The sequence below is a fragment of the Craurococcus roseus genome (genome assembly GCF_039523795.1).
Classification (GTDB): domain Bacteria; phylum Pseudomonadota; class Alphaproteobacteria; order Acetobacterales; family Acetobacteraceae; genus Craurococcus; species Craurococcus roseus.
The window spans coordinates 50,421-68,538 of record NZ_BAAAFZ010000034.1 but is presented as its reverse complement, the minus strand read 5'-3'; the positions used below and the strand labels follow the sequence as shown (position 1 = coordinate 68,538).

The 18,118-nt window shown below is 71.8% G+C and carries 20 protein-coding genes; 14 read left to right on the top strand and 6 right to left on the bottom strand.

Features of this window, described 5'->3' with window-relative positions:
* Nucleotides 1-78 precede the first annotated feature (78 nt).
* From ABD067_RS12970 to ABD067_RS12940, 7 genes are all read left to right on the top strand, one after another.
* A complete protein-coding gene (locus tag ABD067_RS12970; protein WP_343895724.1) occupies nucleotides 79-1,827 on the top strand; it encodes a SulP family inorganic anion transporter in 1,749 nt (582 codons plus the stop codon).
* A 181-nt stretch (nucleotides 1,828-2,008) separates the two neighbouring features.
* Nucleotides 2,009-2,287 carry a hypothetical protein gene (locus ABD067_RS12965; RefSeq protein ID WP_343895723.1) on the top strand — a complete coding sequence of 93 codons (279 nt, stop codon included), beginning with the start codon at nucleotides 2,009-2,011 and terminating at the stop codon, nucleotides 2,285-2,287.
* Nucleotides 2,288-2,420: 133 nt separating this feature from the next.
* Nucleotides 2,421-2,909: a type II 3-dehydroquinate dehydratase gene (aroQ, locus tag ABD067_RS12960; protein ID WP_343895722.1), complete on the top strand. Its 489-nt coding sequence runs from the start codon at nucleotides 2,421-2,423 to the stop codon at nucleotides 2,907-2,909.
* Nucleotides 2,906-3,448: an acetyl-CoA carboxylase biotin carboxyl carrier protein gene (locus ABD067_RS12955; protein WP_343895721.1), complete on the top strand. Its 543-nt coding sequence runs from the start codon at nucleotides 2,906-2,908 to the stop codon at nucleotides 3,446-3,448. The genes aroQ and ABD067_RS12955 overlap by 4 nt, the downstream gene beginning before the upstream one ends.
* A 10-nt stretch (nucleotides 3,449-3,458) precedes the next feature.
* Nucleotides 3,459-4,859, top strand: a complete 1,401-nt coding sequence (gene accC, locus ABD067_RS12950) for an acetyl-CoA carboxylase biotin carboxylase subunit (protein ID WP_343895720.1) — start codon at nucleotides 3,459-3,461, stop codon at nucleotides 4,857-4,859.
* 225 nt (nucleotides 4,860-5,084) lie between these two features.
* Nucleotides 5,085-6,104, top strand: a complete 1,020-nt coding sequence (locus ABD067_RS12945) for a TerC family protein (protein WP_343895719.1) — start codon at nucleotides 5,085-5,087, stop codon at nucleotides 6,102-6,104.
* Between the two features lie 68 nt (nucleotides 6,105-6,172).
* Nucleotides 6,173-6,781 (top strand): carbonic anhydrase, encoded by a 609-nt coding sequence (locus ABD067_RS12940; protein ID WP_343895718.1) that lies wholly within the window; start codon nucleotides 6,173-6,175, stop codon nucleotides 6,779-6,781.
* Between the two features lie 17 nt (nucleotides 6,782-6,798).
* On the opposite strand, the gene ABD067_RS12935 is transcribed toward ABD067_RS12940, so the two are convergent.
* Nucleotides 6,799-7,359 carry a RidA family protein gene (locus tag ABD067_RS12935; RefSeq protein WP_343895717.1) on the bottom strand — a complete coding sequence of 187 codons (561 nt, stop codon included), beginning with the start codon at nucleotides 7,357-7,359 and terminating at the stop codon, nucleotides 6,799-6,801.
* Nucleotides 7,360-7,572: 213 nt separating this feature from the next.
* Between ABD067_RS12935 and aat the strand changes: the two genes are divergently transcribed.
* Nucleotides 7,573-8,211, top strand: coding sequence for a leucyl/phenylalanyl-tRNA--protein transferase (gene aat, locus ABD067_RS12930; RefSeq protein WP_343895741.1), 639 nt, complete (start codon nucleotides 7,573-7,575; stop codon nucleotides 8,209-8,211).
* Nucleotides 8,208-9,008, top strand: coding sequence for a hypothetical protein (locus tag ABD067_RS12925; RefSeq protein ID WP_343895716.1), 801 nt, complete (start codon nucleotides 8,208-8,210; stop codon nucleotides 9,006-9,008). The genes aat and ABD067_RS12925 overlap by 4 nt, the downstream gene beginning before the upstream one ends.
* Here the strand turns inward: ABD067_RS12925 and ABD067_RS12920 are convergent.
* The gene (locus ABD067_RS12920; RefSeq protein ID WP_343895715.1) at nucleotides 9,005-10,042 is read right to left on the bottom strand and encodes a glycosyl hydrolase; all 1,038 of its coding nucleotides are present in this window, start codon (nucleotides 10,040-10,042) and stop codon (nucleotides 9,005-9,007) included. The genes ABD067_RS12925 and ABD067_RS12920 overlap by 4 nt on opposite strands.
* 281 nt (nucleotides 10,043-10,323) lie before the next feature.
* On the opposite strand from ABD067_RS12920, the gene ABD067_RS12915 reads away from it, so the two are divergent.
* Nucleotides 10,324-12,288: a peroxidase family protein gene (locus ABD067_RS12915; RefSeq protein ID WP_343895714.1), complete on the top strand. Its 1,965-nt coding sequence runs from the start codon at nucleotides 10,324-10,326 to the stop codon at nucleotides 12,286-12,288.
* A gap of 345 nt (nucleotides 12,289-12,633) precedes the next feature.
* Here ABD067_RS12915 and ABD067_RS12910 read toward each other — a convergent pair whose 3' ends face one another.
* Complete coding sequence (locus tag ABD067_RS12910; protein ID WP_343895713.1) at nucleotides 12,634-12,945, bottom strand: hypothetical protein; 312 nt, start codon at nucleotides 12,943-12,945, stop codon at nucleotides 12,634-12,636.
* A gap of 206 nt (nucleotides 12,946-13,151) precedes the next feature.
* On the opposite strand from ABD067_RS12910, the gene ABD067_RS12905 reads away from it, so the two are divergent.
* Nucleotides 13,152-14,087, top strand: a complete 936-nt coding sequence (locus tag ABD067_RS12905; protein ID WP_343895712.1) for a LysR substrate-binding domain-containing protein — start codon at nucleotides 13,152-13,154, stop codon at nucleotides 14,085-14,087.
* Here the strand turns inward: ABD067_RS12905 and ABD067_RS12900 are convergent, their stop codons facing one another.
* A complete protein-coding gene (locus ABD067_RS12900) occupies nucleotides 14,088-15,134 on the bottom strand; it encodes an amino acid ABC transporter substrate-binding protein (protein ID WP_343895711.1) in 1,047 nt (348 codons plus the stop codon). It abuts the gene before it with no gap.
* Between the two features lie 168 nt (nucleotides 15,135-15,302).
* Between ABD067_RS12900 and ABD067_RS12895 the strand changes: the two genes are divergently transcribed.
* Both ABD067_RS12895 and ABD067_RS12890 read left to right on the top strand, forming a co-directional pair.
* Nucleotides 15,303-15,521 carry a DUF3126 family protein gene (locus ABD067_RS12895; protein WP_343895710.1) on the top strand — a complete coding sequence of 73 codons (219 nt, stop codon included), beginning with the start codon at nucleotides 15,303-15,305 and terminating at the stop codon, nucleotides 15,519-15,521.
* Between the two features lie 10 nt (nucleotides 15,522-15,531).
* Entirely contained in the window at nucleotides 15,532-16,260 is a 729-nt protein-coding gene (locus ABD067_RS12890) for an SOS response-associated peptidase (protein WP_343895709.1), read from the top strand.
* Nucleotides 16,261-16,270: 10 nt separating this feature from the next.
* On the opposite strand, the gene ABD067_RS12885 is transcribed toward ABD067_RS12890, so the two are convergent.
* Nucleotides 16,271-16,618, bottom strand: a complete 348-nt coding sequence (locus tag ABD067_RS12885) for an antibiotic biosynthesis monooxygenase family protein (protein ID WP_343895708.1) — start codon at nucleotides 16,616-16,618, stop codon at nucleotides 16,271-16,273.
* Nucleotides 16,615-16,944, bottom strand: coding sequence for an NIPSNAP family protein (locus ABD067_RS12880; RefSeq protein WP_343895707.1), 330 nt, complete (start codon nucleotides 16,942-16,944; stop codon nucleotides 16,615-16,617). The genes ABD067_RS12885 and ABD067_RS12880 overlap by 4 nt, the downstream gene beginning before the upstream one ends.
* Before the next feature lie 402 nt (nucleotides 16,945-17,346).
* On the opposite strand from ABD067_RS12880, the gene ABD067_RS12875 reads away from it, so the two are divergent.
* Nucleotides 17,347-18,084: a sulfite exporter TauE/SafE family protein gene (locus ABD067_RS12875; protein ID WP_343895706.1), complete on the top strand. Its 738-nt coding sequence runs from the start codon at nucleotides 17,347-17,349 to the stop codon at nucleotides 18,082-18,084.
* The last annotated feature ends 34 nt before the right edge of the window (nucleotides 18,085-18,118 follow it).

The window sequence follows — 18,118 nt, the reverse complement described above, 5'->3', positions numbered from 1 at the left end:
CCGTGGTTTTGTTGCGGCGACGCGATCGCCGACCGCCGAGAGCGGCGGGGACGCGATCTTCGCTGAGAACGGACCCGGATGGCCACCCCGACCCCGACCGCCCCCACCTTCGCGGAGCTGTTCACCCCGAAGCTCGTGACCGTGCTGCGCGAGGGGTACGGCCTCCGGCACCTGAGGGCGGACGCGGTGGCGGGGCTGACCGTCGCCATCGTGGCGCTGCCGTTGTCAATGGCCATCGCCATCGCGTCCGGGCTGACGCCGGACCGGGGACTCTACGCCGCGATCGTGGGCGGCTTCCTCGTGTCCCTGCTCGGTGGCAGCCGGTTCCAGGTCGGCGGGCCGGCGGGCGCCTTCATCGTGCTGGTGGCGGCGGCGGTGGAGCGGCACGGGGTGGACGGGGTGATCCTGGCCACGGCGCTGTCGGGGCTGATCCTGCTCGCGGTGGGATTCCTGCGGCTCGGCACCTTCATCAAGTACATCCCCTACCCGGTCACGGTCGGGTTCACGGCGGGGATCGCCGTCATCATCTTTGCCAGCCAGCTCAAGGAGTTGCTCGGCCTCGAATTGCCGAGGGAGCCAGGGCCGTTGCTGCCGAAGCTCGCCGCGCTCTGGGAGGCGCTGCCGACCGCCAATCCCTGGGCCTGCGCGGTGGCGGCGCTGGCGGTCGGCGCCATCCTGGCGCTGCGGCGCTGGCGGCCGAAGTGGCCGGCCTTCCTCGTCGCCGTGGTCCTGGCCGCGGCCGCCGTGGCTCTGTCCGACCTGCCGGTCGAGACGATCGGCAGCCGCTTCGGCGGCATCCCCTCGTCCTTGCCGGCGCCGCGGCTGCCGGAGCTGTCGGTGGAGAAGGTCGTGGAGATCCTGCCGGTCGCGCTCTCCTTCGCGCTGCTCGGCGGCATCGAGAGCCTGCTCTCGGCGGTGGTGGCGGATTCCATGACCGGCCGGCGGCACCGCTCGAATTGCGAACTGGTGGCGCAAGGGGCGGCGAACATCGGCTCGGCGCTGTTCGGCGGGTTTTGCGTGACGGGCACCATCGCGCGGACGGCGACCAACGTGCGCTCCGGCGCGCGCGGGCCGGTGGCGGGGATGCTGCACTCGGCCTTCCTGCTGCTGTTCATGCTCGCCGCGGCGCCGCTGGCCGCCTTCGTGCCGCTGGCGGCGCTCGCGGCCGTGCTGGCGGTGGTGGCGTGGAACATGGCGGAGAAGGACGCCTTCGCCACCTTGCTGCGGGCCTCGCGCGGCGACGCCGTAGTGCTGCTCGCCACCTTCGGGCTGGTGGTGTTCCGCGACCTCACGGAGGGCATCCTGGTCGGCTTCGGGCTCGGCGCGCTGCTGTTCCTGCACCGCATGTCGCAAGCGGTGGAGGTGGAGCACGAACGGCCCGTGGTGGAGGCCGACAAGGCGGACACGGCGAACGGGGCCGAACGCGGGCCTTACGACCCGGCGGTGGCGACCGACCGGGACGTGGTGGTGTACCGCATCTCCGGCGCCTTCTTCTTCGGCACGGCGGCGGCGGTCTCGGCGGTGCTGGACCGCTTGGCGGAGCACCCCAAGGCCTACGTGATCGACGTATCGGCGGTGCCGGTGCTGGACTCCACGGCGGCGACCACCATCGAGGGTTTCGTGCGCAAGGCGCACCGGGCCGGCGCCGCCGTCTACATCGCCGGGGCACGGCCGCCGATCCGGCGCGCGCTGCTGCTCCACGGCGTGCGGCCGCCGCGGGTGCGGTTCCGGACGGGGCTGGCTGAAGCGGTGGAGGCGGCGCGCGCGCGCGCGGCGGCCGGGAACGGCCGGCCGGAGGACCCGTCGGCGGCGGCGACTACCGCCTGACGATGGCGTCTCGATGACTCCCGGACAATCTGACGGAAGCGACGGAAAGCAAATCGGAGGCGGTATGCTCGAAGCCCGGACGGTCGGCGTCTCCATCGGCCAACCATGGCGGGACCTTCATGAAGCCATCTGGCGGCCAGAATGCTTCCTGGAATGGGCATCCGGCCTGAGCGGGTCATCCTTGGACAAGGACGGCGAAGCTTGGAAGGCCAAGGGGCCGGAAGGACCGATCAGGATACGCTTCACGGGCCACAACCCGCTCGGAGTCATGGACCACTACGTCGACGTGGGGAGCGGCCCGGAGGTCTACGTTCCCATGAGGGTGGTCCCGAACGCGGGCAGGGCGGAGGTCCTGGTGACCTTGTTCCGGCAACCGGGGATGCCCGACGCAAAGTCCCAAGCCGATGCCGAATGGGTCCAGCGCGACCTGCTCACGCTACGGGACATGGCAATGGGTTGACCATCGGCAGGCGGCACTGCCCACCTTCCACGGTCATTGCGGTACCGGAGTTCCACCTGCCCGATGCCGGGCTTGCTCCCGCGCACGTTCCCGTGATACGGCCCGCCCCTTCCGCTGGAACGGGACCGGAGCCGTGACCCCGCCGCTCATCGCCGTGCTGAACGGACCCAACATCAACATGCTCGGTTTGCGCGAGCCGGAGAAGTACGGCGCCGCGACGCTCGACGACCTGGAGGCGCTCTGCGCCGAGACGGCGGACGAACTCGGCTTGGCCATCGACTTCCGGCAGACCAACGCCGAGGGCGAATTGATCAACTGGGTGCAGGAGTGCCGCGGGCGCGCGGCCGGCATCGTCATCAACCCGGCCGGTTACACCCACACCTCTATCGCCTTGATGGACGCGCTACTGGCGGTGGACCTGCCGGTGATCGAGGTCCATATCACCAACATCCACCGCCGGGAGGAATTCCGGCACCGGAGCTACGTTTCCAAGGCGGCGACCGGCGTCATCGCGGGTCTGGGCGTCGGGGGCTACGCCCTGGCGCTCCGGGCGATGGCGGAGCGGGTCGTGCCGGGCGCGGCCGACGACGGCGACGCCCCCCTCACGGACGAGGACGAATGAGCAGCGGCATCCAATTCGATCCCGAGGCGATCCGCGCCCTGGCGCAGATCCTGAAGGACACCGACCTTTCCGAGATCGAAGTGGTCGAGAAGGACAGCCGCATCCGCGTCGCGCGCACCATCGCCGCCCAGGCGCCGGCCGCCTACGCTTGGCCGCCCGCCTTCATGCCGGCGCCGCCACCGGCGCACGGTTTCGCGGGTGCCCCGGCGATCGGGATGCCCGGCGCCGCCGCGGTGGCCGGCGCTTCGGCCGCCGCCGCCACCGCGGCGGCGCTGTCCTCCGCCGACGCGATCGACCCGAAGCACCCCGGCCTGATCGCCTCCCCGATGGTGGGCGTGGTGTACCTGGCGCCGGAGCCGGGCGCGGCGCCCTTCGTGACCTTGGGCTCCAAGGTGGCGCAGGGGCAGACGCTGCTGCTGATCGAGGCCATGAAGACCTTCAACCAGGTCCGCGCCCCGCGCGCCGGCACCGTAACCCGCATCCTGGTGGAGCCAGGGATGCCGGTGGAGTACGGCGAACCCTTGATGGTCGTGGAATAGGCCCCGCCCGGTGCCGCCGTCCAAGCCGGCCCGTCCCCACCCGATCGGCAAGGTGCTGATCGCCAACCGCGGCGAGATCGCGCTACGCATCCACCGCGCCTGCCAGGAGATGGGCATCCGCACCGTGGCCGTTCATTCCACGGCGGACGCGGCCGCGATGCACGTGCGGCTGGCGGACGAGAGCGTGTGCATCGGTCCGCCGCCGGCGCGCGACAGCTACCTCAACACCGCCGCGCTGATCTCCGCCGCCGCCATCACCGGCGCCGACGCGATCCATCCCGGTTACGGCTTCCTGTCGGAGAACGCCGGCTTCGCGGAGATGGTGGAGGCGCACGGGCTGGCCTTCATCGGCCCCTCGCCCGCCCACATCCGCATGATGGGCGACAAGATCGCCGCCAAGGACGCCATGCGGCGCCTGGGCGTGCCGCTGGTGCCGGGCAGCCCCGGCGCCCTCGCCTCCTTCGAGGAGGCGCGGGGCGTCGCGGGAGATGTCGGCTACCCGGTGCTGATCAAGGCGGCGGCGGGCGGCGGCGGGCGCGGCATGAAGGTGGCCCGCTCCGAAGACGAGCTGGAGGAGGCGTTCCGCGTCGCCCGCACGGAGGCTAAGGCCGCCTTCGGCGACGACGCGGTGTACCTGGAGAAGTACCTCGACCGGCCGCGCCACATCGAGTTGCAGGTGCTGGCCGACGCGCACGGCGACGTGGTGCACTTCGGCGAGCGCGACTGCTCGCTCCAGCGGCGGCACCAGAAGCTGGTGGAGGAGGCGGGATCGCCCGCGCTCAAGGCGGCGGAGCGCGACGCCTTGGGCGCGCGGGTGGTGCGGGCGCTGCGGGAGCTCGGCTACCGCAACGCCGGCACGCTCGAGTTCCTGTGGCAGGACGGGCAGTTCGCCTTCATCGAGATGAACACCCGCTTGCAGGTGGAGCACCCCGTCACCGAGATGCTCTGCGGCATCGACCTGGTGAAGGAGCAGGTGCGCGTCGCGGCCGGCGAGCGGCTCGGCTACGGGCAGGAGGACATCCGCTTCTCCGGCCACGCCATCGAATGCCGCATCACCGCCGAGGACCCGGAGACCTTCGCCCCCTCCCCCGGCCGGGTTTCCACCTACCACGCGCCGGGCGGCCTGGGCGTGCGCGTGGATTCCGCGCTCTACAGCGGCTACGCCGTGCCGCCGCACTACGACAGCCTGGTGGCGAAGCTGGTGGTCCACGGGGCGACGCGCGCCGAGGCCATCGCCCGGCTGCGGCGGAGCTTGGCGGAGATGGTGGTGGACGGGATCAGCACCACGTTGCCGCTGCACCGGGCGATCGTGGAGGACCCGGAGTTCCGGGCCGGCGACTACACCATCCATTGGCTGGAGCGGTTCGTGGCGCGGCGGTTGGCGGCGGGGCAGGCGCCGAAGGCCGGGTAGCGCCCGCCGGCCCTTCCCGGTCGCTTTCCGTATTGAATTCGGTCTGGGGGGACTTGCGCCCGGCCGTGGCCTCCCCCACCTCCTGCGCGCGGGCCGGGCCCCTCTGACGACGCGCCATCGCGCGCGGCTTCATGTCGGACCGCATCGGGTGTGCTCGATGCCGGGTCCGGATTGCCTTTTCCGAGCGAACGGTCGCGAGCCGCCCCTCGACAACGAGAGGGAGCCATGGACGCGTTCTTTTATGCTTTGTTCCTCGGCAAGCCGGTTTGGATGTGGCTGGGCTTCGCCGCCCTGGTCGTCATGCTGCTCGCGCTCGACCTGGGCGTGCTCAACCGCGGCAGCCGCGAGATCGGCGTGCGCAAGAGCCTCGTGCTCTCGGCCTTCTACATCGTGCTGGGCCTGGGTTTCGGCGGCCTGGTCTGGGCGCAGCTCGGCCAGCAGGCCGGCATCGAGTACCTGACCGGCTTCGTGGTCGAGAAGAGCCTGGCGATGGACAACGTGTTCGTCATCGCCATGATCTTCGGCTACTTGGCCATCCCGCGGGAGTACCAGCACCGCGTCCTGTTCTGGGGGATACTCGGCGTGATCGTGCTGCGCGCGATCATGATCGGCTTCGGCGCCGCGCTGGTGAGCGAATTCGCATGGGTTCTGTACGTCTTCGCCGCCTTCCTGATCGCCACCGGCGTCAAGATGCTCTTCTGGGGCGGCGAGAAGACCGACCTTTCCCGGAACCCCGTGCTCAGGTTCATGCGGCGCAACTTCCGCGTGACCGACCGGCTGCACGGCGAGCGGTTCTTCGTGCGCCTGCCGCATCCGAAGACCGGGCGGCTGGCGGCCTGGATGACGCCGCTGTTCCTGGCGCTGGTCCTGGTCGAGATCGCGGACCTGGTCTTCGCCGTGGACTCGGTGCCGGCGATCTTCGCCATCACCACCGATCCCTACATCGTCTACACCTCCAACATCTTCGCCATCCTCGGCCTGCGGGCGCTCTACTTCGCGCTGGCCGCCGTGCTGCACCGCTTCGCCTACCTGAAGCAGGCGCTGGCGATCCTACTGGTGTTCATCGGGTCTAAGGTCTTCGTCGCCGACCTGTTTGGATGGACCAAGTTCCCGGCCGAATGGTCGCTCGGCGTGACCTTCGCCATCCTGGGTGCCGGCGTGGCGGTTTCCCTGTGGCGGACGCGCGGCGGGCAGGCGCCGGCGGCGGCGGTGCCGACGACCGGCTTGACCCGCGCCGACGCCTGAGCCTTTCCATTGCGGGCAGGCCGGCGGGTCGCCGCCGGCCGCCCGTCCCACCGCGGCAGGAGACGACCATGGACAGTCTGATCGAGGGCTATCGGCGCTTCCGCGAAGAGGTCTGGCCGGCGGAGCGCGCGCGCTACGAGGCGCTCGCCAAGCGCGGCCAGCGGCCCGAGACGCTGGTGATCGCCTGCTCGGATTCGCGCGTCGACCCCTCCACCATCTTCGGCGCGGGCCCCGGCGAGCTGTTCGTGGTGCGCAACGTGGCCGCCCTGGTCCCGCCCTACGAGCCCGACGCCAACTACCACGGCACCAGCGCGGCGCTGGAGTTCGGCGTGCGCGTGCTCCAGGTGTCGCGCATCGTCGTGCTGGGCCACGAGCAGTGCGGCGGCGTCCACGCGATGGTGGCGGGCGCGCCGGAGCAGGCCCGGGATTTCGTGGCGCCCTGGGTGAAGATCGCGGCGCCCGCCCTGCGCCGGAAGCCCGGGCCGGCGGAGGCCGTCGATCCCATGGCGCATTACGAGGCCGAGGTGGTGCGCGTGTCGCTCACCAACCTCATGACCTTCCCGTGGATCAGGGAGGCCGTGCAGGCGAAGCGCCTGTCGCTGCACGGCGCCCGCTTCGCCATCCGCACGGGCGTGTTGGAGGTGCTGAAGGGGGACCGCCTCGAGCCCGTGGCCTGACCTCCGCCGCGGCCGGCTTACGCCACCTCGAAGATCGCCTCGATCTCCACGCTGATGTTGAACGGCAGGGACGGCATGCCGACGGCCGAGCGCGCGTGCTTGCCCCGGTCGCCAAAGACTTCCACGAAGAGGTCGGAGCAGCCGTTGATGACCTTCGGGTGCTCGGTGAACTCGGGGCCGCAGTTGACCATGCCGAGCACCTTCACGGCCCGCGCCACGTTGTCGAGGCTGCCGCCCGCGGCGGTCCGCAACATCGCAAGCAGCATGAGGCCGGTGAGCCGGGCGTGGCCGTAGGCCTCCTCGACCGTGACGTCCTTGCCGACCTTGCCGGTGGCGAAGGCGCCGTCCGGCTTCACCGGCCCGGTGCCGGCGAGGAAGACCAGGTTGCCCGTGCGGACGGCCGGCACGTAGTTGGCGACCGGGGCCATGACCCTGGGCAGTTCGACCCCGCGTTCCCGCAAGCGCTGCTCCGCCGTGCCCGCCGTCTGGGCCCGCGCCCGCCGCGGCGCCAACCACGCGGCCGTTGTCGCCGCCACGGTTCCGAGCGCCACGATCGACCGCCGGTGTTCGATGCCCATCCTGCCCGCCTCCGGTTTGCCCGACGCCCCTGGACCGAGGGACGCGTCGCTTCTTCCGGGCGGATCTGAACCAGCGCCGGCCCGCGGGTCGAGTGGCACGGATCACACAACCTCGGCGTTCGGGGCGCCGCCGCCGCGGCGCTCGCCTCGCGGGCCGCCTCCGGGCATGATGGGGCGGTGAGTCGACGCCAGATCCTCATCACGCCCGAACTCATGCTGCGGGCCTACCGGGCCGGGCTGTTCCCCATGGCGGAGAGCCGCGGGGGCGACCGGCTGTATTGGCTGGATCCGGAGCGGCGCGGCGTGCTGCCGCTGAGGGGCGGCTTCCACCTGCCGCGGCGGCTGCTGCGGACGGTGCTTTCCGATGCTTTCGCGGTGACGGCGGACGCGGACTTCCCCGGCGTCATCGCCGGTTGCGCGGCGCCGGGGCCGGGGCGGGAGGACACCTGGATCAACCCGGAGATCGAGCGGCTGTTCCTGGCGCTGCACGAACAGGGCCACGCGCACTCCGTCGAGGTGCGGCAGGAGGGGGAGTTGGTCGGCGGGCTCTACGGCGTGGTGCTGGGCGGCGCCTTCTTCGGCGAGAGCATGTTCAGCCGGGCGCGCGACGCTTCCAAGGTGGCGCTGGTGCATCTGGTGGCGCGGCTCAGGCTCGGCGGCTTCGCCCTGCTCGACACGCAGTTCCTCACCCCGCACCTGTCGCAGTTCGGCGCCCACGAGGTCTCGCGCGCCGACTACAAGCGCCGGCTGAACGCGGCGACCGTGGTGCCCGCGACCTGGACCGCCGCCCCCGATCCGGCGGCGCTGGAAGCCGAGATCCGCGCCATGCGCCCGGACGGCGCCGCGCGTTGAGCGAAGCGGAGGCGGAACCGGGGCCGCCGGAAGCGCCGGCCGCCGCGAAGCCGCGGCGCGTCCAGTCGGGCGTGGCCACCGCGGAAGCGGTGCTCTCGGCGCACGTGGCGGGCAACGCCGAGCTGTTCCCGCGGATCATGGCGCTGCACGTGCCCCCGGGCGCGGTGGTGGCGGACGTGACCTTCGGCGGCGGGGTGTTCTGGAAGCGCGTGCCGCCCGGCCTTTACCGGCTGCTGGCGACGGACCTTTCCACCGGCACCGACTTCCGTGCCCTGCCCTACGCGGACGGCAGCGTGGACGCCGTGGTGCTCGACCCGCCCTACATGGAAGGGCTGCTGCGCGCCAAGGCGGAGACGCGCGGGGGTCTGGGCACCCACGCGGCGCTGCGGACCGCTTATTCCAGCGGGCGGGAGGTGGCGGGCGCGGCGTCCGGGCGGTGGCACCAAGCGGTGCTGGACCTCTACCTCGAAGCCTCGGGCGAGGCGCGGCGGGTGCTGCGTGACCACGGCGTGCTGATCGTCAAGTGCCAGGACGAGGTGAGCGCCAACCGGCAGGAGCTGACGCACGTGCAGCTCGTGTGCGCGCTGGCGGAGCTTGGCTTCTACGCCCGCGACCTGTTCGTGGTGGTGCGCCCCAACCGGCCCAACGTCGCGCGGCTGGTGCGGCAGGTCCACGCGCGCAAGAACCACAGCTACTTCCTGGTGTTCCAGAAGGTGCCGGATGGCGAATCGGTCGCGCGCTACCGGACGCGCGATGTGCCGATCGCGCGGCGGCCCGGAAGCCCCGGCGGCTCCTAACCGGCGCCGAAGAGCTTCTTGACGCGGCCGCTGGTTTCCGGCCAGCGCGGCGTGGGCGGGTCGCGCTCGCCGGAGGAGGCGAGGAGGACGCCGTCGTAGCCGGTCGGCTCGTGCCAGAGAGAGACGGCGACCACGCCGACTTTGACGAACCAGTCATGGGCCGCCTGCACGTAGGGCGCCCCGTCGTCGAAGGGGCAGCCCGCGCCCCGGGCGGTCGGCTTGGCCTCCGGGTGGCAATCGCGGCAGGTGTCGGCGTTGACGCCGAACTCGTTGACGGTCTTCGCCTTGCCGTGCCGGTCCGCCATGTCCGACCAGTACGCCAGGCCGTGGCGTTGCGTGACCTGCGAGTTCCAAGCGGCGACCGGGTCGCAGCCCAGGTAGTTCTTGTGCCGGTAGATGTCGTTGCCGAAGTAGTCCACCGCGTCGTCGCCCGGGTAGGCGCGCATCGGGTCGCCCATCTTGGACGAGTAGGTCCAGCCCCAGATGAAGCGGAAGCGCCGGTCCACCTCCCGCCCCAGGCCGGCCACGCGGCGGAAGGCGGCGCGGTAGTCGCCTTCCTTGCCGCCCGCGCTCCAAGGGTACCAGTCGCCGTTGAACTCCCAGCCAGGCCTGATCCAGATCTCGGGATCGCCGGGCCGGGCGGCGGCGAGCGCGCGGAACAGGGTGGCGTAGGCCCGGTCTCCGGCGCCACGGGCCGTGCGGGCAAGGGTGCCGTTGGCCTCGCAGAGCGGGATCGAGACCTCCAGGGGCCGGTCCATCGGCATCCCTTCGTTGAGCCGGCCGAGGTCGGTGTCGGCGATGCTCCCGTAGTCGCCTTGCGAGGTGTAGTGCGTCACGAAGTCCACCCGGCGGCCGATCCACCGCTCGAAGCGCCGTACCTGCGCGGGCATCGGGTCCATCACCTTCACGCCGAGCAGCATCCGCGGGCGCGCACCGGCCGCTGCGCCCGGCCGCGCCGGTTGGGCGCGCGGACGTGACGCGACCACGGCGGCCAAGCCGGGGCCGAGGAGCAGGGAACGGCGGGGGAAGGTCATGCGAATGTCAGGCCTTCGGCGGGGTGGGGGTCGGCCGCGGCGGCGCTGCCGGCGCCGAACCTTGGCCGCCGATTTCAACGGGCGGAGTGATCGAGCGCAGGATAACGCGAAGGGAGCGCTGCGCACACTCGGTCGAGTTCACAACGAACAAGCACCGATGACAGCTCTTGAGGTCTTGATGTGTAGAGCTGAACATCTATCCACACGTTAATACTTCTGTTGTGTTTTCCCGCGTTGGTGATGCCCGGGTAAGCCGCCGCGATAGTCGCGGAGCGGTAGGCATGGAATTCCGGAGTTTGGACGGCGCGGGAAACAACCGTTCGGATGTCGGCGCCAACGCCGCGGGCGGCGCTTTCGTCCGCCTCGCGCCGGCGCGCTTCACCGACGGCGCGGGCGAGATGGTCGGTGGGCCGAACCCGCGCACGGTCAGCAACCTCGTGGTCGGCGAGGGCGAGGCGGCGGCGCCGAACGGGCAAGGGCTCTCGGGCATGATGTACGCCTGGGGCCAGTTCATCGACCACGACATGATCCGGAGCCGCTCGGACGGCGTCAGCCGCATCGACGTGGAGGTGCCGGACGGCGACCCGCATTTCCCGGACGGCAGCGCCATCCTCGCGTCGCGCGTCGTCGTTGATCCGGCCAGCGGCACCGGCCCGGACAATCCCCGGGCGGCGCTGAACGTCTCGACCGGCTGGCTCGACGGGTCCGTGGTCTACGGCACCGATCCCGCCACGGCGGCGGCGCTGCGCTTGGACGACGGCAGGATGCGGACTTCGGAGGGCGGCAACCTGCCGGTCTGGGACGGCGCCTTCGCCGCCGGCGACCCGCGCGCCGCGGAGAACCCGTCGCTCACCGCTTTGCAGACGCTGTTCGTGCGCGAGCACAATTGGCAGGTGGAGCGGCTCGCCGCGGCCGATCCGTCGCTCGGCGGCGACGAGCTCTACGAACGGGCGCGCGCGGTCGTCGGCGCGGAGATCGCCCGCATCACCTACGACGGGTTCCTGCCCGCCCTGCTCGGCGAAGGGGCGCTGGCGCCGTGGCGGGGCTACGACCCTTCGGCGGACGCGCGCATCCTCGTGGAGTTCGCGGGCGCCGCGTGGCGCTGGGGGCATTCCACCGTTTCCGTCGAGACCGAGCGCAAGGACGAATACGGCGCGGTGGAGGGCGAGGGCTTCGAGCTGCGCGACGTGTTCTTCATGCCGCCCGGAGCCTTCGCCGAAGGCTCCGGCGCCGATGGCTTCCTGCGCCACCTCTCGACCGACCTGTCGCAGGCGATGGATGCCCGCATCGTGGAGGACCTGCGGAACTTCCTCGTGGACTTCGACGTCGGCCAGGACCTCGCCGCGCTGAACATCCAGCGCGGCCGCGACCTCGGCTTGCCGACGCTGAACGGGATGCGGGACGCGCTCGGATTCGACCCCTACACCGATTTCGACCAGATCACGAACGACGCGGCCACCGCCGGAGCGCTGCGCGAAGCCTTCGGCGAGGTGGGCGCGATCGACCTCTGGACCGGTGGGCTGTCCGAGGCGCTGGCGCCGGGCGCCTTCGTCGGCCCGACCTTCGCCGCCGTCATCGCCCGGCAGTTCGAAGCGCTGCGCGACGGCGACCGGCTCTGGTACGAAAACGCCGGCTTCGACGCGGAAACCCTCGCCGCGATCGAGGGCGCCACGCTGAGCGGCCTGATCCTGCGCCACACCGGCACGCGCTTTCTGCAGGATGGCGTGTTCGTCTTCCACGAGCGGCGCGACGCGGGGTCCGAAGCTGAGCGTCCGTGGCTGCCGCAACTGGTCGTGGGAACGGGCGGCGACGGTCAGACGCTCGAAGGCGGCGCGGCGGGCGACCTGCTCGCCGGCGGCGATGGGAGCCAAAACCTGCGGGGAGGCGACGGCGGCGACACGCTCCTGGGCGTCGGAGGCAGCGATACGCTCGAAGGCGGCGCGGGGGCGGACACCTTCCGCTTCGACTCGGCCGAGGACAGCCGGCCGGACGCGCCCGACCGCGTCCTCGACTTCACGCCCGGCGAGGACCGGGTGGACGTTTCGCGCGTCCCGACGCCGGAGGGTGTGGCCTTCGCTTGGCTCGGCAGCGGCGCCTTCGCCGCGTCCGGCGCGGCGGAGGTGCGGCAAGAGGGGGACCGCGGGGGCGTTCGGCTGCTGCTCGACTCCGATGGTGACGGGGAGGCGGACGCCGCGGTCGAGATCCGGGGCGCGTCCCCGCTCACGCCGGCGGATGTCGTTCTTTGAGCGCGCGGGGTCTGCCCGCGACCGAAGAAGGGAGCGGGATGACGCAACCATACGGCCAGATGGCGCTGGGCGCCGCGGCCCTGGCGTGCGCCGTTGCCTGGGGAAGGTGGGCACACGCGCGACGCCTGTAACGAACCTGTCGGGCCAGCCAACCGATCGTGATGGGGATCGAGTTGGGCTGTCCCAACGACGGCCGGCATGGCCTTGAGTCAAGCCGGCCGCGCTTCGAAGCCGGCCGCTTGTACAGGCCCGTCCTGCGCGACCCGCACTGCTTCACGTCCGACGGGTTCGCCGCGCGGAAAGCGGTCCGCGGCGCGCGGGAACGCGCGCCGCGGACCGTGCCGCTCAGCCCCGCGCGCCGAGCCGGGCCGGGGTGCCGTACGTGATCACCTCGTCGTCGCCGCCGCCGGACAGCCGCCCGACCAGCGCTGGCTCCTCGGTGCGGCCGCCGGACACGGCGCTGTAGACGGTGTTGTCGCCGCCACCGGTGATGGTGGCGTAGGCGCCGCCCACGACGTTGCCGCGAGGGCCGCCGTAGACGACCTCTTGGCTGCCGCTGCGGTTGACGAGCCGCGGGCCGTCGTCGGCGGCCTGCGCGGCCCCGGTGGCGGCCGCGCCCACGGCGATCAACGAAGCGAATGCGATATTGCGGAACATGGTCTCTTCCATTCTTTTCGGAGGCCCGGTCCCGGGATCGACGACCCCGATCGGCCTTGCCTTCGCGTCGGAAGGTGCGCCCGCAGAGGTCTACGGGCCAACGCGAAGGACGGATGCGGCGCATCCACGGCATGGATGGGCGGGCTGGACCGTGGCCGGGGGCGGCCACATCTTCCGCGGCGAGATCGACTCGCGAGTCCCCGCCCATGCCCAACCACGCAGACGAGTCCGGCCTCCGCCGGCTCGACCTCAATCTCTTGCCCGTCTTCGCCGCCCTGATGCGCGAACGCAGCGTGACCCGCGCCGGGCGGGCGCTGTTCCTGTCCCAGCCCGCCACGTCGGCCGCGCTGGCGCGCCTGCGCGACGCTTTGCGGGACGAGTTGCTGGTCCGCAACGGCCGCACGCTGGAGCCGACGGCGCGCGCCTTCCAGCTCATGGCCGAGTTGGAGCCTTGCCTCAACACCCTGGCCCGGACGCTAGCCGAGGCCACGCCCTTCGACCCCGTCGCCGACCACAGGACCTTCCGTGTCGGCTGCACCGACGACGTGGCGGTGGCGCTGCTGCCTGCCCTGACCAAACGGCTGCGCAAGCAGGCCCCGCGCTGCGACTTCGTGCTGCGGCATGCCGACTACCGCACCATCCCGCAGATGCTCGATTCGGGCGAGATCGGCACCGCCGTCGCCTACATAGGGGACGGCCTGCCGGCCTCGGCCAAGCAGCGGGTGGTGCGCCGCGGCGGCTTCGTGGTGGTGCGCGACGCGGAAACGCCCGGGCCGGTGGACCTCGACGCCTACTGCACCCGGCCGCACGTGCTGGTGACGCCGCAGGGCGACCTGCACGGCTTCGCCGACACGGTCCTGGAGAAGATCGGGCGCGACCGCAGGGTGGTGCTCGGCCTCCCCGACTTCGGATTGGTGCGGCGCGCCGTGCTCGGCACCGACTTCCTTTGCACCGTGCCGGACTTCGTGGCGCGGACGCTGGCGGACGCCGGCGGCATCGCCGCCGACCCTTTGCCGGTCCTGCCGGCGGGGGGCCCGGACGTGCCCGACGTGGAGATCCGCATGGCTTGGCCCGCGACGTTGGACCACGACCCGGGCGAGGAATGGCTCAGGGCGCGGATCGTGGAGGCGTTGGCGCGGTAGCTAGCGGATCGGCGGCGCGTACATCAGGCCGCCCCGCGTCCAAAGGTCGTTGAGGCCGCGCTGGAGCTTGATGGGGCTGCCTTCGCCGAGGTTGCGTTCGAAGACCTCGCCGTAGTTCCCCACCGCGCGGATCGCGTTGTAGGCCCAGCGCCGGTCGAGGCCCATCAGCGGCCCGTGGTCGCCCGACAGGCCGAGCAGCCGGCGGATCGCCGGGTTGGGGCTGGACAGCATCTGCTCCGCGTTGCCCTGGGTCACGCCGAGTTCCTCCGCCTCGACCAGCGCGAAGAAGGTCCATTTGACGATGTCGAGCCACTGGTCGTCGCCGTGGCGGACGGCCGGGGCCAGCGGTTCCTTGCTGATGATGTCGGGCAGGACCACGTGGTCGTCGGGCCGCTGCAGCGCGCTGCGGATGCCGGCGAGTTGGCTGGCGTCGGTGCTGAAGGCGTCGCAGCGGCCGGCGGTGTAGGCGAGGCGCGTCTCGTCGTTCTGGTCGAACACCAGGGGTTGGATGCGGACGCTCTGGGCACGGGCCCAGTCGGCGAGGTTCAGCTCGTTGGTGGTGCCGGAGGTGACGCAGACCGTCGCGCCCTCCAGGTCCCGCGCGCGCCGGACGTCGGAGGCGCGGCGCACCAGGAAGCCTTGCCCGTCGTAGAAATTGGTCGCGGCGAAGTTGAGGCCGTTCGCCGTGTCGCGCGATTGGGTCCAGGTGGTGGTGCGCGCCAGCAGGTCCACCTGGCCGGATTGGAGCGCGGGCAAGCGCGCCTGGCTGGTGAGGACGACCCAGCGGACCTTGTTCGCGTCCCCAAGCACCGCGGCGGCGACGGCGCGGCAGGTGTCCGCGTCCAGGCCGCGGTAGACGCCTTGGCTGTCCATGAGGCCGAAGCCCGGCGCGCCGGGGTGCGCGCCGCACGCCAGCAGGTCGCGCGCCTTCACGGCCGCGAGCGTCGGCCCAGGCGCCTGCGCCTGCGCGCGGGCTTCGTTGCCCATGCGTGGCCCCACGAGCAGGGCGAGCGTCAAAGCGGCGGGGAGGGCGAAGCGGCTTCTCATCGTCGTGTCACTCCGGCCGCCGCGGCGCCCCGCCGCGGTGCGGCACGGATGCTGGCGCCCGCCGCGCTCCGGCGCCAGTCCGCCGCTCCGGGGCGGCGGTCCGGGCTTCCCGGCCCGCTTCCACGGGGCTATGCGGTTACATTGAACGGCTCGACACGGATCTTTCGCATGACCCAGGCTGAACTCGCCGCGGTGCAAACCCATCTCCGCAAGCTGTTCGCGAACCAGCGGATAGCCCTGGTGGCGCCGTCGCGCAGGAACGCATCGGTTGAGATGCGCATCGGCGAGGAGTTCGTCGGCACGGTGCACCGGGACGAGGAGGACGGCGATGTCTCGTACTCCATCTCCATCGTGGTGCTGGCCGAGGACCTGGCGCAGTTGAACTGACCGCCAGGGCATGTGCGGCCGGTACTTCCAGCAGCGCGGGCCCGCTTCGGTCGCCGCCTACTTCGAGGCGGCGAACGCCACGCCCAACTTGGCGCCGAACTGGAACCGGGCGCCGACCCAGGACGGGCTGGTGCTGCGCCGCCACCCCGAGACCGGGGCGCGGCACCTGGACGCGCTGCGCTGGGGGCTGGTGCCGCGCTGGGCCAAGGACCCGTCGGTCGGCAGCCGCATGATCAACGCGCGCTCCGAGTCGCTCACGGAGAAGCCCGCCTTCCGCGAGGCCTTCGCGCGGCGGCGCTGCATCGTGACAGCGGACGGCTTCTACGAGTGGAAGGCGGAAGGCAAGGCCAAGCAGCCCTTCGCGGTGGCGATGGCGGACGGCTCGCCGATGGCGCTGGCCGGGCTGTGGGAAGGCTGGCGCGCGCCGGACGGCGAGGCGCTGCGGACCTTCACCATCGTCACCGGCGAGGCCAACGCGAAGCTCGCGGCCATGCACCACCGGATGCCGGTGATCCTCGCGCGGGAGGACTGGCCGGCGTGGCTCGGCGAGGAGGAAGCGGACGAGGCGGACCTGCGGGCGCTGCTGCGCCCCTGCCCGCCGGAGTGGCTCGCCGTGTGGCCGGTTTCCACACGGGTGAACAAGGTGACGGAGAACGACCCGGCGCTGCTGGAGCGCGACCCGCTCGCGCAGCCGCCGCCGCCGGGCCTGGACGATCCGCCCCCCGCCTTCCCCGAATGAGGCGCGCGCGTCAGCCGCGGTGGGCGGCGCGGCTGTCGCCTGGCGCATCGGCGCGCTCCGCCATGCCGTAGTCGCGGAGGACGCTGGCGACGCGGAGCCGGTAGTCCGCGAACACGCCGGCGCGGCCCTTGGCCTGCGTCGCGCGGTGCGGCGGGCGGTTGCGCCAGGCGCGCACCGCCTCTTCGTCGCGCCAGAAGGAGAGCGAGAGGAGCTTGCCCGGGTCGGTCAGGCTCTGGAACCGCTCGGCGGAGACGAAGCCGTCAACGGTTGCGAGGTCCGCGCGCAGGGCCGCGGCGAGGTCGAGGTAGTGCTGCCGCTCGCCCTCGGCGGGCCAGACCTCGAAGATCACGGCGATCACGGCCGGACCAGGGGCGCGTGCGGGGCCGAGGCAAGGCGCAGGAACACGCGGTCCTCCTTCAAGATGAAGCGCTCGCGCCGGGCGAAATCGAAGTTGGCGCGGCCCGCCGGGTCGTCGCGCAGGCGGGCGCGGTACGCCTCGTAGGCGGCGAGGCTCGGGACGTCGTAGAGGCCGTAGGCGGTGGTGGCCGAACCTTCATGCGGGGCGAAATAGCCGATCAGGTCGGCGCCGCAACGCGGGATCGTCCGGCCCCAGTTGCGCGCGTACTCCTCGAAGGCTTCGGCCTTATGGAGGTCGATTTCGTAGCGGATGAGGCAGGTGACCATCGGTGCGGGCCCTCCGGGCGCGTGTTTCCGCCCGGAGGATTACCCGGCCGAGCGGCCGCGACGATTCGCCGGCGGCCGAACCATGGGAACGGGTCTTGCGCCCGCCGGTCCTGGGCTTCGACGCCGCGTTGCCGGCGTCCGCGCTGGGGAGCGCCCGACGGACTGTCGGCGGGAGCCCCGGGTGACGGGGCTTCCTGGAACCTAGTCCTGGGCAAATGTTGCGCCGTCAAACACATAGTCGTTATTCCCGAGACGGCGCAAATATTTTGATCAAAGATCGGTTTGACCAGTAAACATTTTGGCGGAAATCCTCCCGCATTCTCGCGCTGCGGGCGATCGCGAAACGCCAGTCCAGAGGTCCCCCCGATGTTGTTCGATGTGCTTTCCACGGCCAGTCCCAGCTTGCTAGCCGCCCTCGCGTTCAGCCTCGTCCTCGCCGGAACCGTCAAGGGGACGATCGGCATCGGGATGCCCATCGTCGCGTTCCCGCTCCTGTCCGCGTTCCTGGAAGTCAGGACGGCGGTGGCCCTGCTCACCCTGCCCCTCGTGTTGAGCAACATCCCGCAAGCGATGGAGAACGGCGCCGGCGCCGGCCTCGCGCGCCTCCGGCGCTTGGCGCCGGTGCTGCTCGGCACGATCCCCGGCGTGGCGGCCGGCGTGCTGTTCGTGGACACCGGCTCCGACCCCCAGTTCGCCCGTGCCGCAGCGGGTTCGGCGCTGATCGTCACCGCCCTGCTGATGCTCGCCGCCCCCAAGCTGCACGTGGGCCCGCAGCACGTGGCCGCCGGCGTCGCGGCCGGCTTCCTCGGGGGCCTGATGGGTGGCGTCGCCGCCATCCCCGGCCCGATCGTCTTCGTGTTCCTCCTGGCGAAGGGGCTGCGCGGCAGCGAATTCACCGGCGAGGCGTCGATGTTCCTCGTGGTGTCTTCCCTGGTGCTCGCCTTCGTCTTGGCCGGGACGGGTTCGTTCAACTGGTGGGACGTCTTGATCTCCGCCGCCGCCCTCGCCCCCGTGGCGCTCGGCATGTACGTCGGGCAGAAGCTCCGGGACCGGATCGCGCCGGAAACCTTCAAGCGGTTGGTCCTGTTCGCGGTGCTCGCGTCCGGGTTGGAACTGGTGCGTCGCGCCGTCCTCGCCTGAGGACCGGAGCGGGGCGCGGCCCCCGCGGGGCGCC

Excerpts from the sequence above, each read along its gene's own strand:
- ABD067_RS12970 (WP_343895724.1), top strand. The coding sequence starts at position 79 with ATGGCCACCCCGACCCCGACCGCCCCCACCTTCGCGGAGCTGTTCACC.
- ABD067_RS12955 (WP_343895721.1), top strand. The coding sequence starts at position 2,906 with ATGAGCAGCGGCATCCAATTCGATCCCGAGGCGATCCGCGCCCTGGCG.
- ABD067_RS12945 (WP_343895719.1), top strand. The coding sequence starts at position 5,085 with ATGGACGCGTTCTTTTATGCTTTGTTCCTCGGCAAGCCGGTTTGGATG.
- ABD067_RS12940 (WP_343895718.1), top strand. The coding sequence starts at position 6,173 with ATGGACAGTCTGATCGAGGGCTATCGGCGCTTCCGCGAAGAGGTCTGG.
- ABD067_RS12935 (WP_343895717.1), bottom strand. The coding sequence starts at position 7,359 with ATGGGCATCGAACACCGGCGGTCGATCGTGGCGCTCGGAACCGTGGCG.
- aat (WP_343895741.1), top strand. The coding sequence starts at position 7,573 with ATGCTGCGGGCCTACCGGGCCGGGCTGTTCCCCATGGCGGAGAGCCGC.
- ABD067_RS12920 (WP_343895715.1), bottom strand. The coding sequence starts at position 10,042 with ATGACCTTCCCCCGCCGTTCCCTGCTCCTCGGCCCCGGCTTGGCCGCC.
- ABD067_RS12915 (WP_343895714.1), top strand. The coding sequence starts at position 10,324 with ATGGAATTCCGGAGTTTGGACGGCGCGGGAAACAACCGTTCGGATGTC.
- ABD067_RS12910 (WP_343895713.1), bottom strand. The coding sequence starts at position 12,945 with ATGTTCCGCAATATCGCATTCGCTTCGTTGATCGCCGTGGGCGCGGCC.
- ABD067_RS12905 (WP_343895712.1), top strand. The coding sequence starts at position 13,152 with ATGCCCAACCACGCAGACGAGTCCGGCCTCCGCCGGCTCGACCTCAAT.
- ABD067_RS12900 (WP_343895711.1), bottom strand. The coding sequence starts at position 15,134 with ATGAGAAGCCGCTTCGCCCTCCCCGCCGCTTTGACGCTCGCCCTGCTC.
- ABD067_RS12895 (WP_343895710.1), top strand. The coding sequence starts at position 15,303 with ATGACCCAGGCTGAACTCGCCGCGGTGCAAACCCATCTCCGCAAGCTG.
- ABD067_RS12890 (WP_343895709.1), top strand. The coding sequence starts at position 15,532 with ATGTGCGGCCGGTACTTCCAGCAGCGCGGGCCCGCTTCGGTCGCCGCC.
- ABD067_RS12880 (WP_343895707.1), bottom strand. The coding sequence starts at position 16,944 with ATGGTCACCTGCCTCATCCGCTACGAAATCGACCTCCATAAGGCCGAA.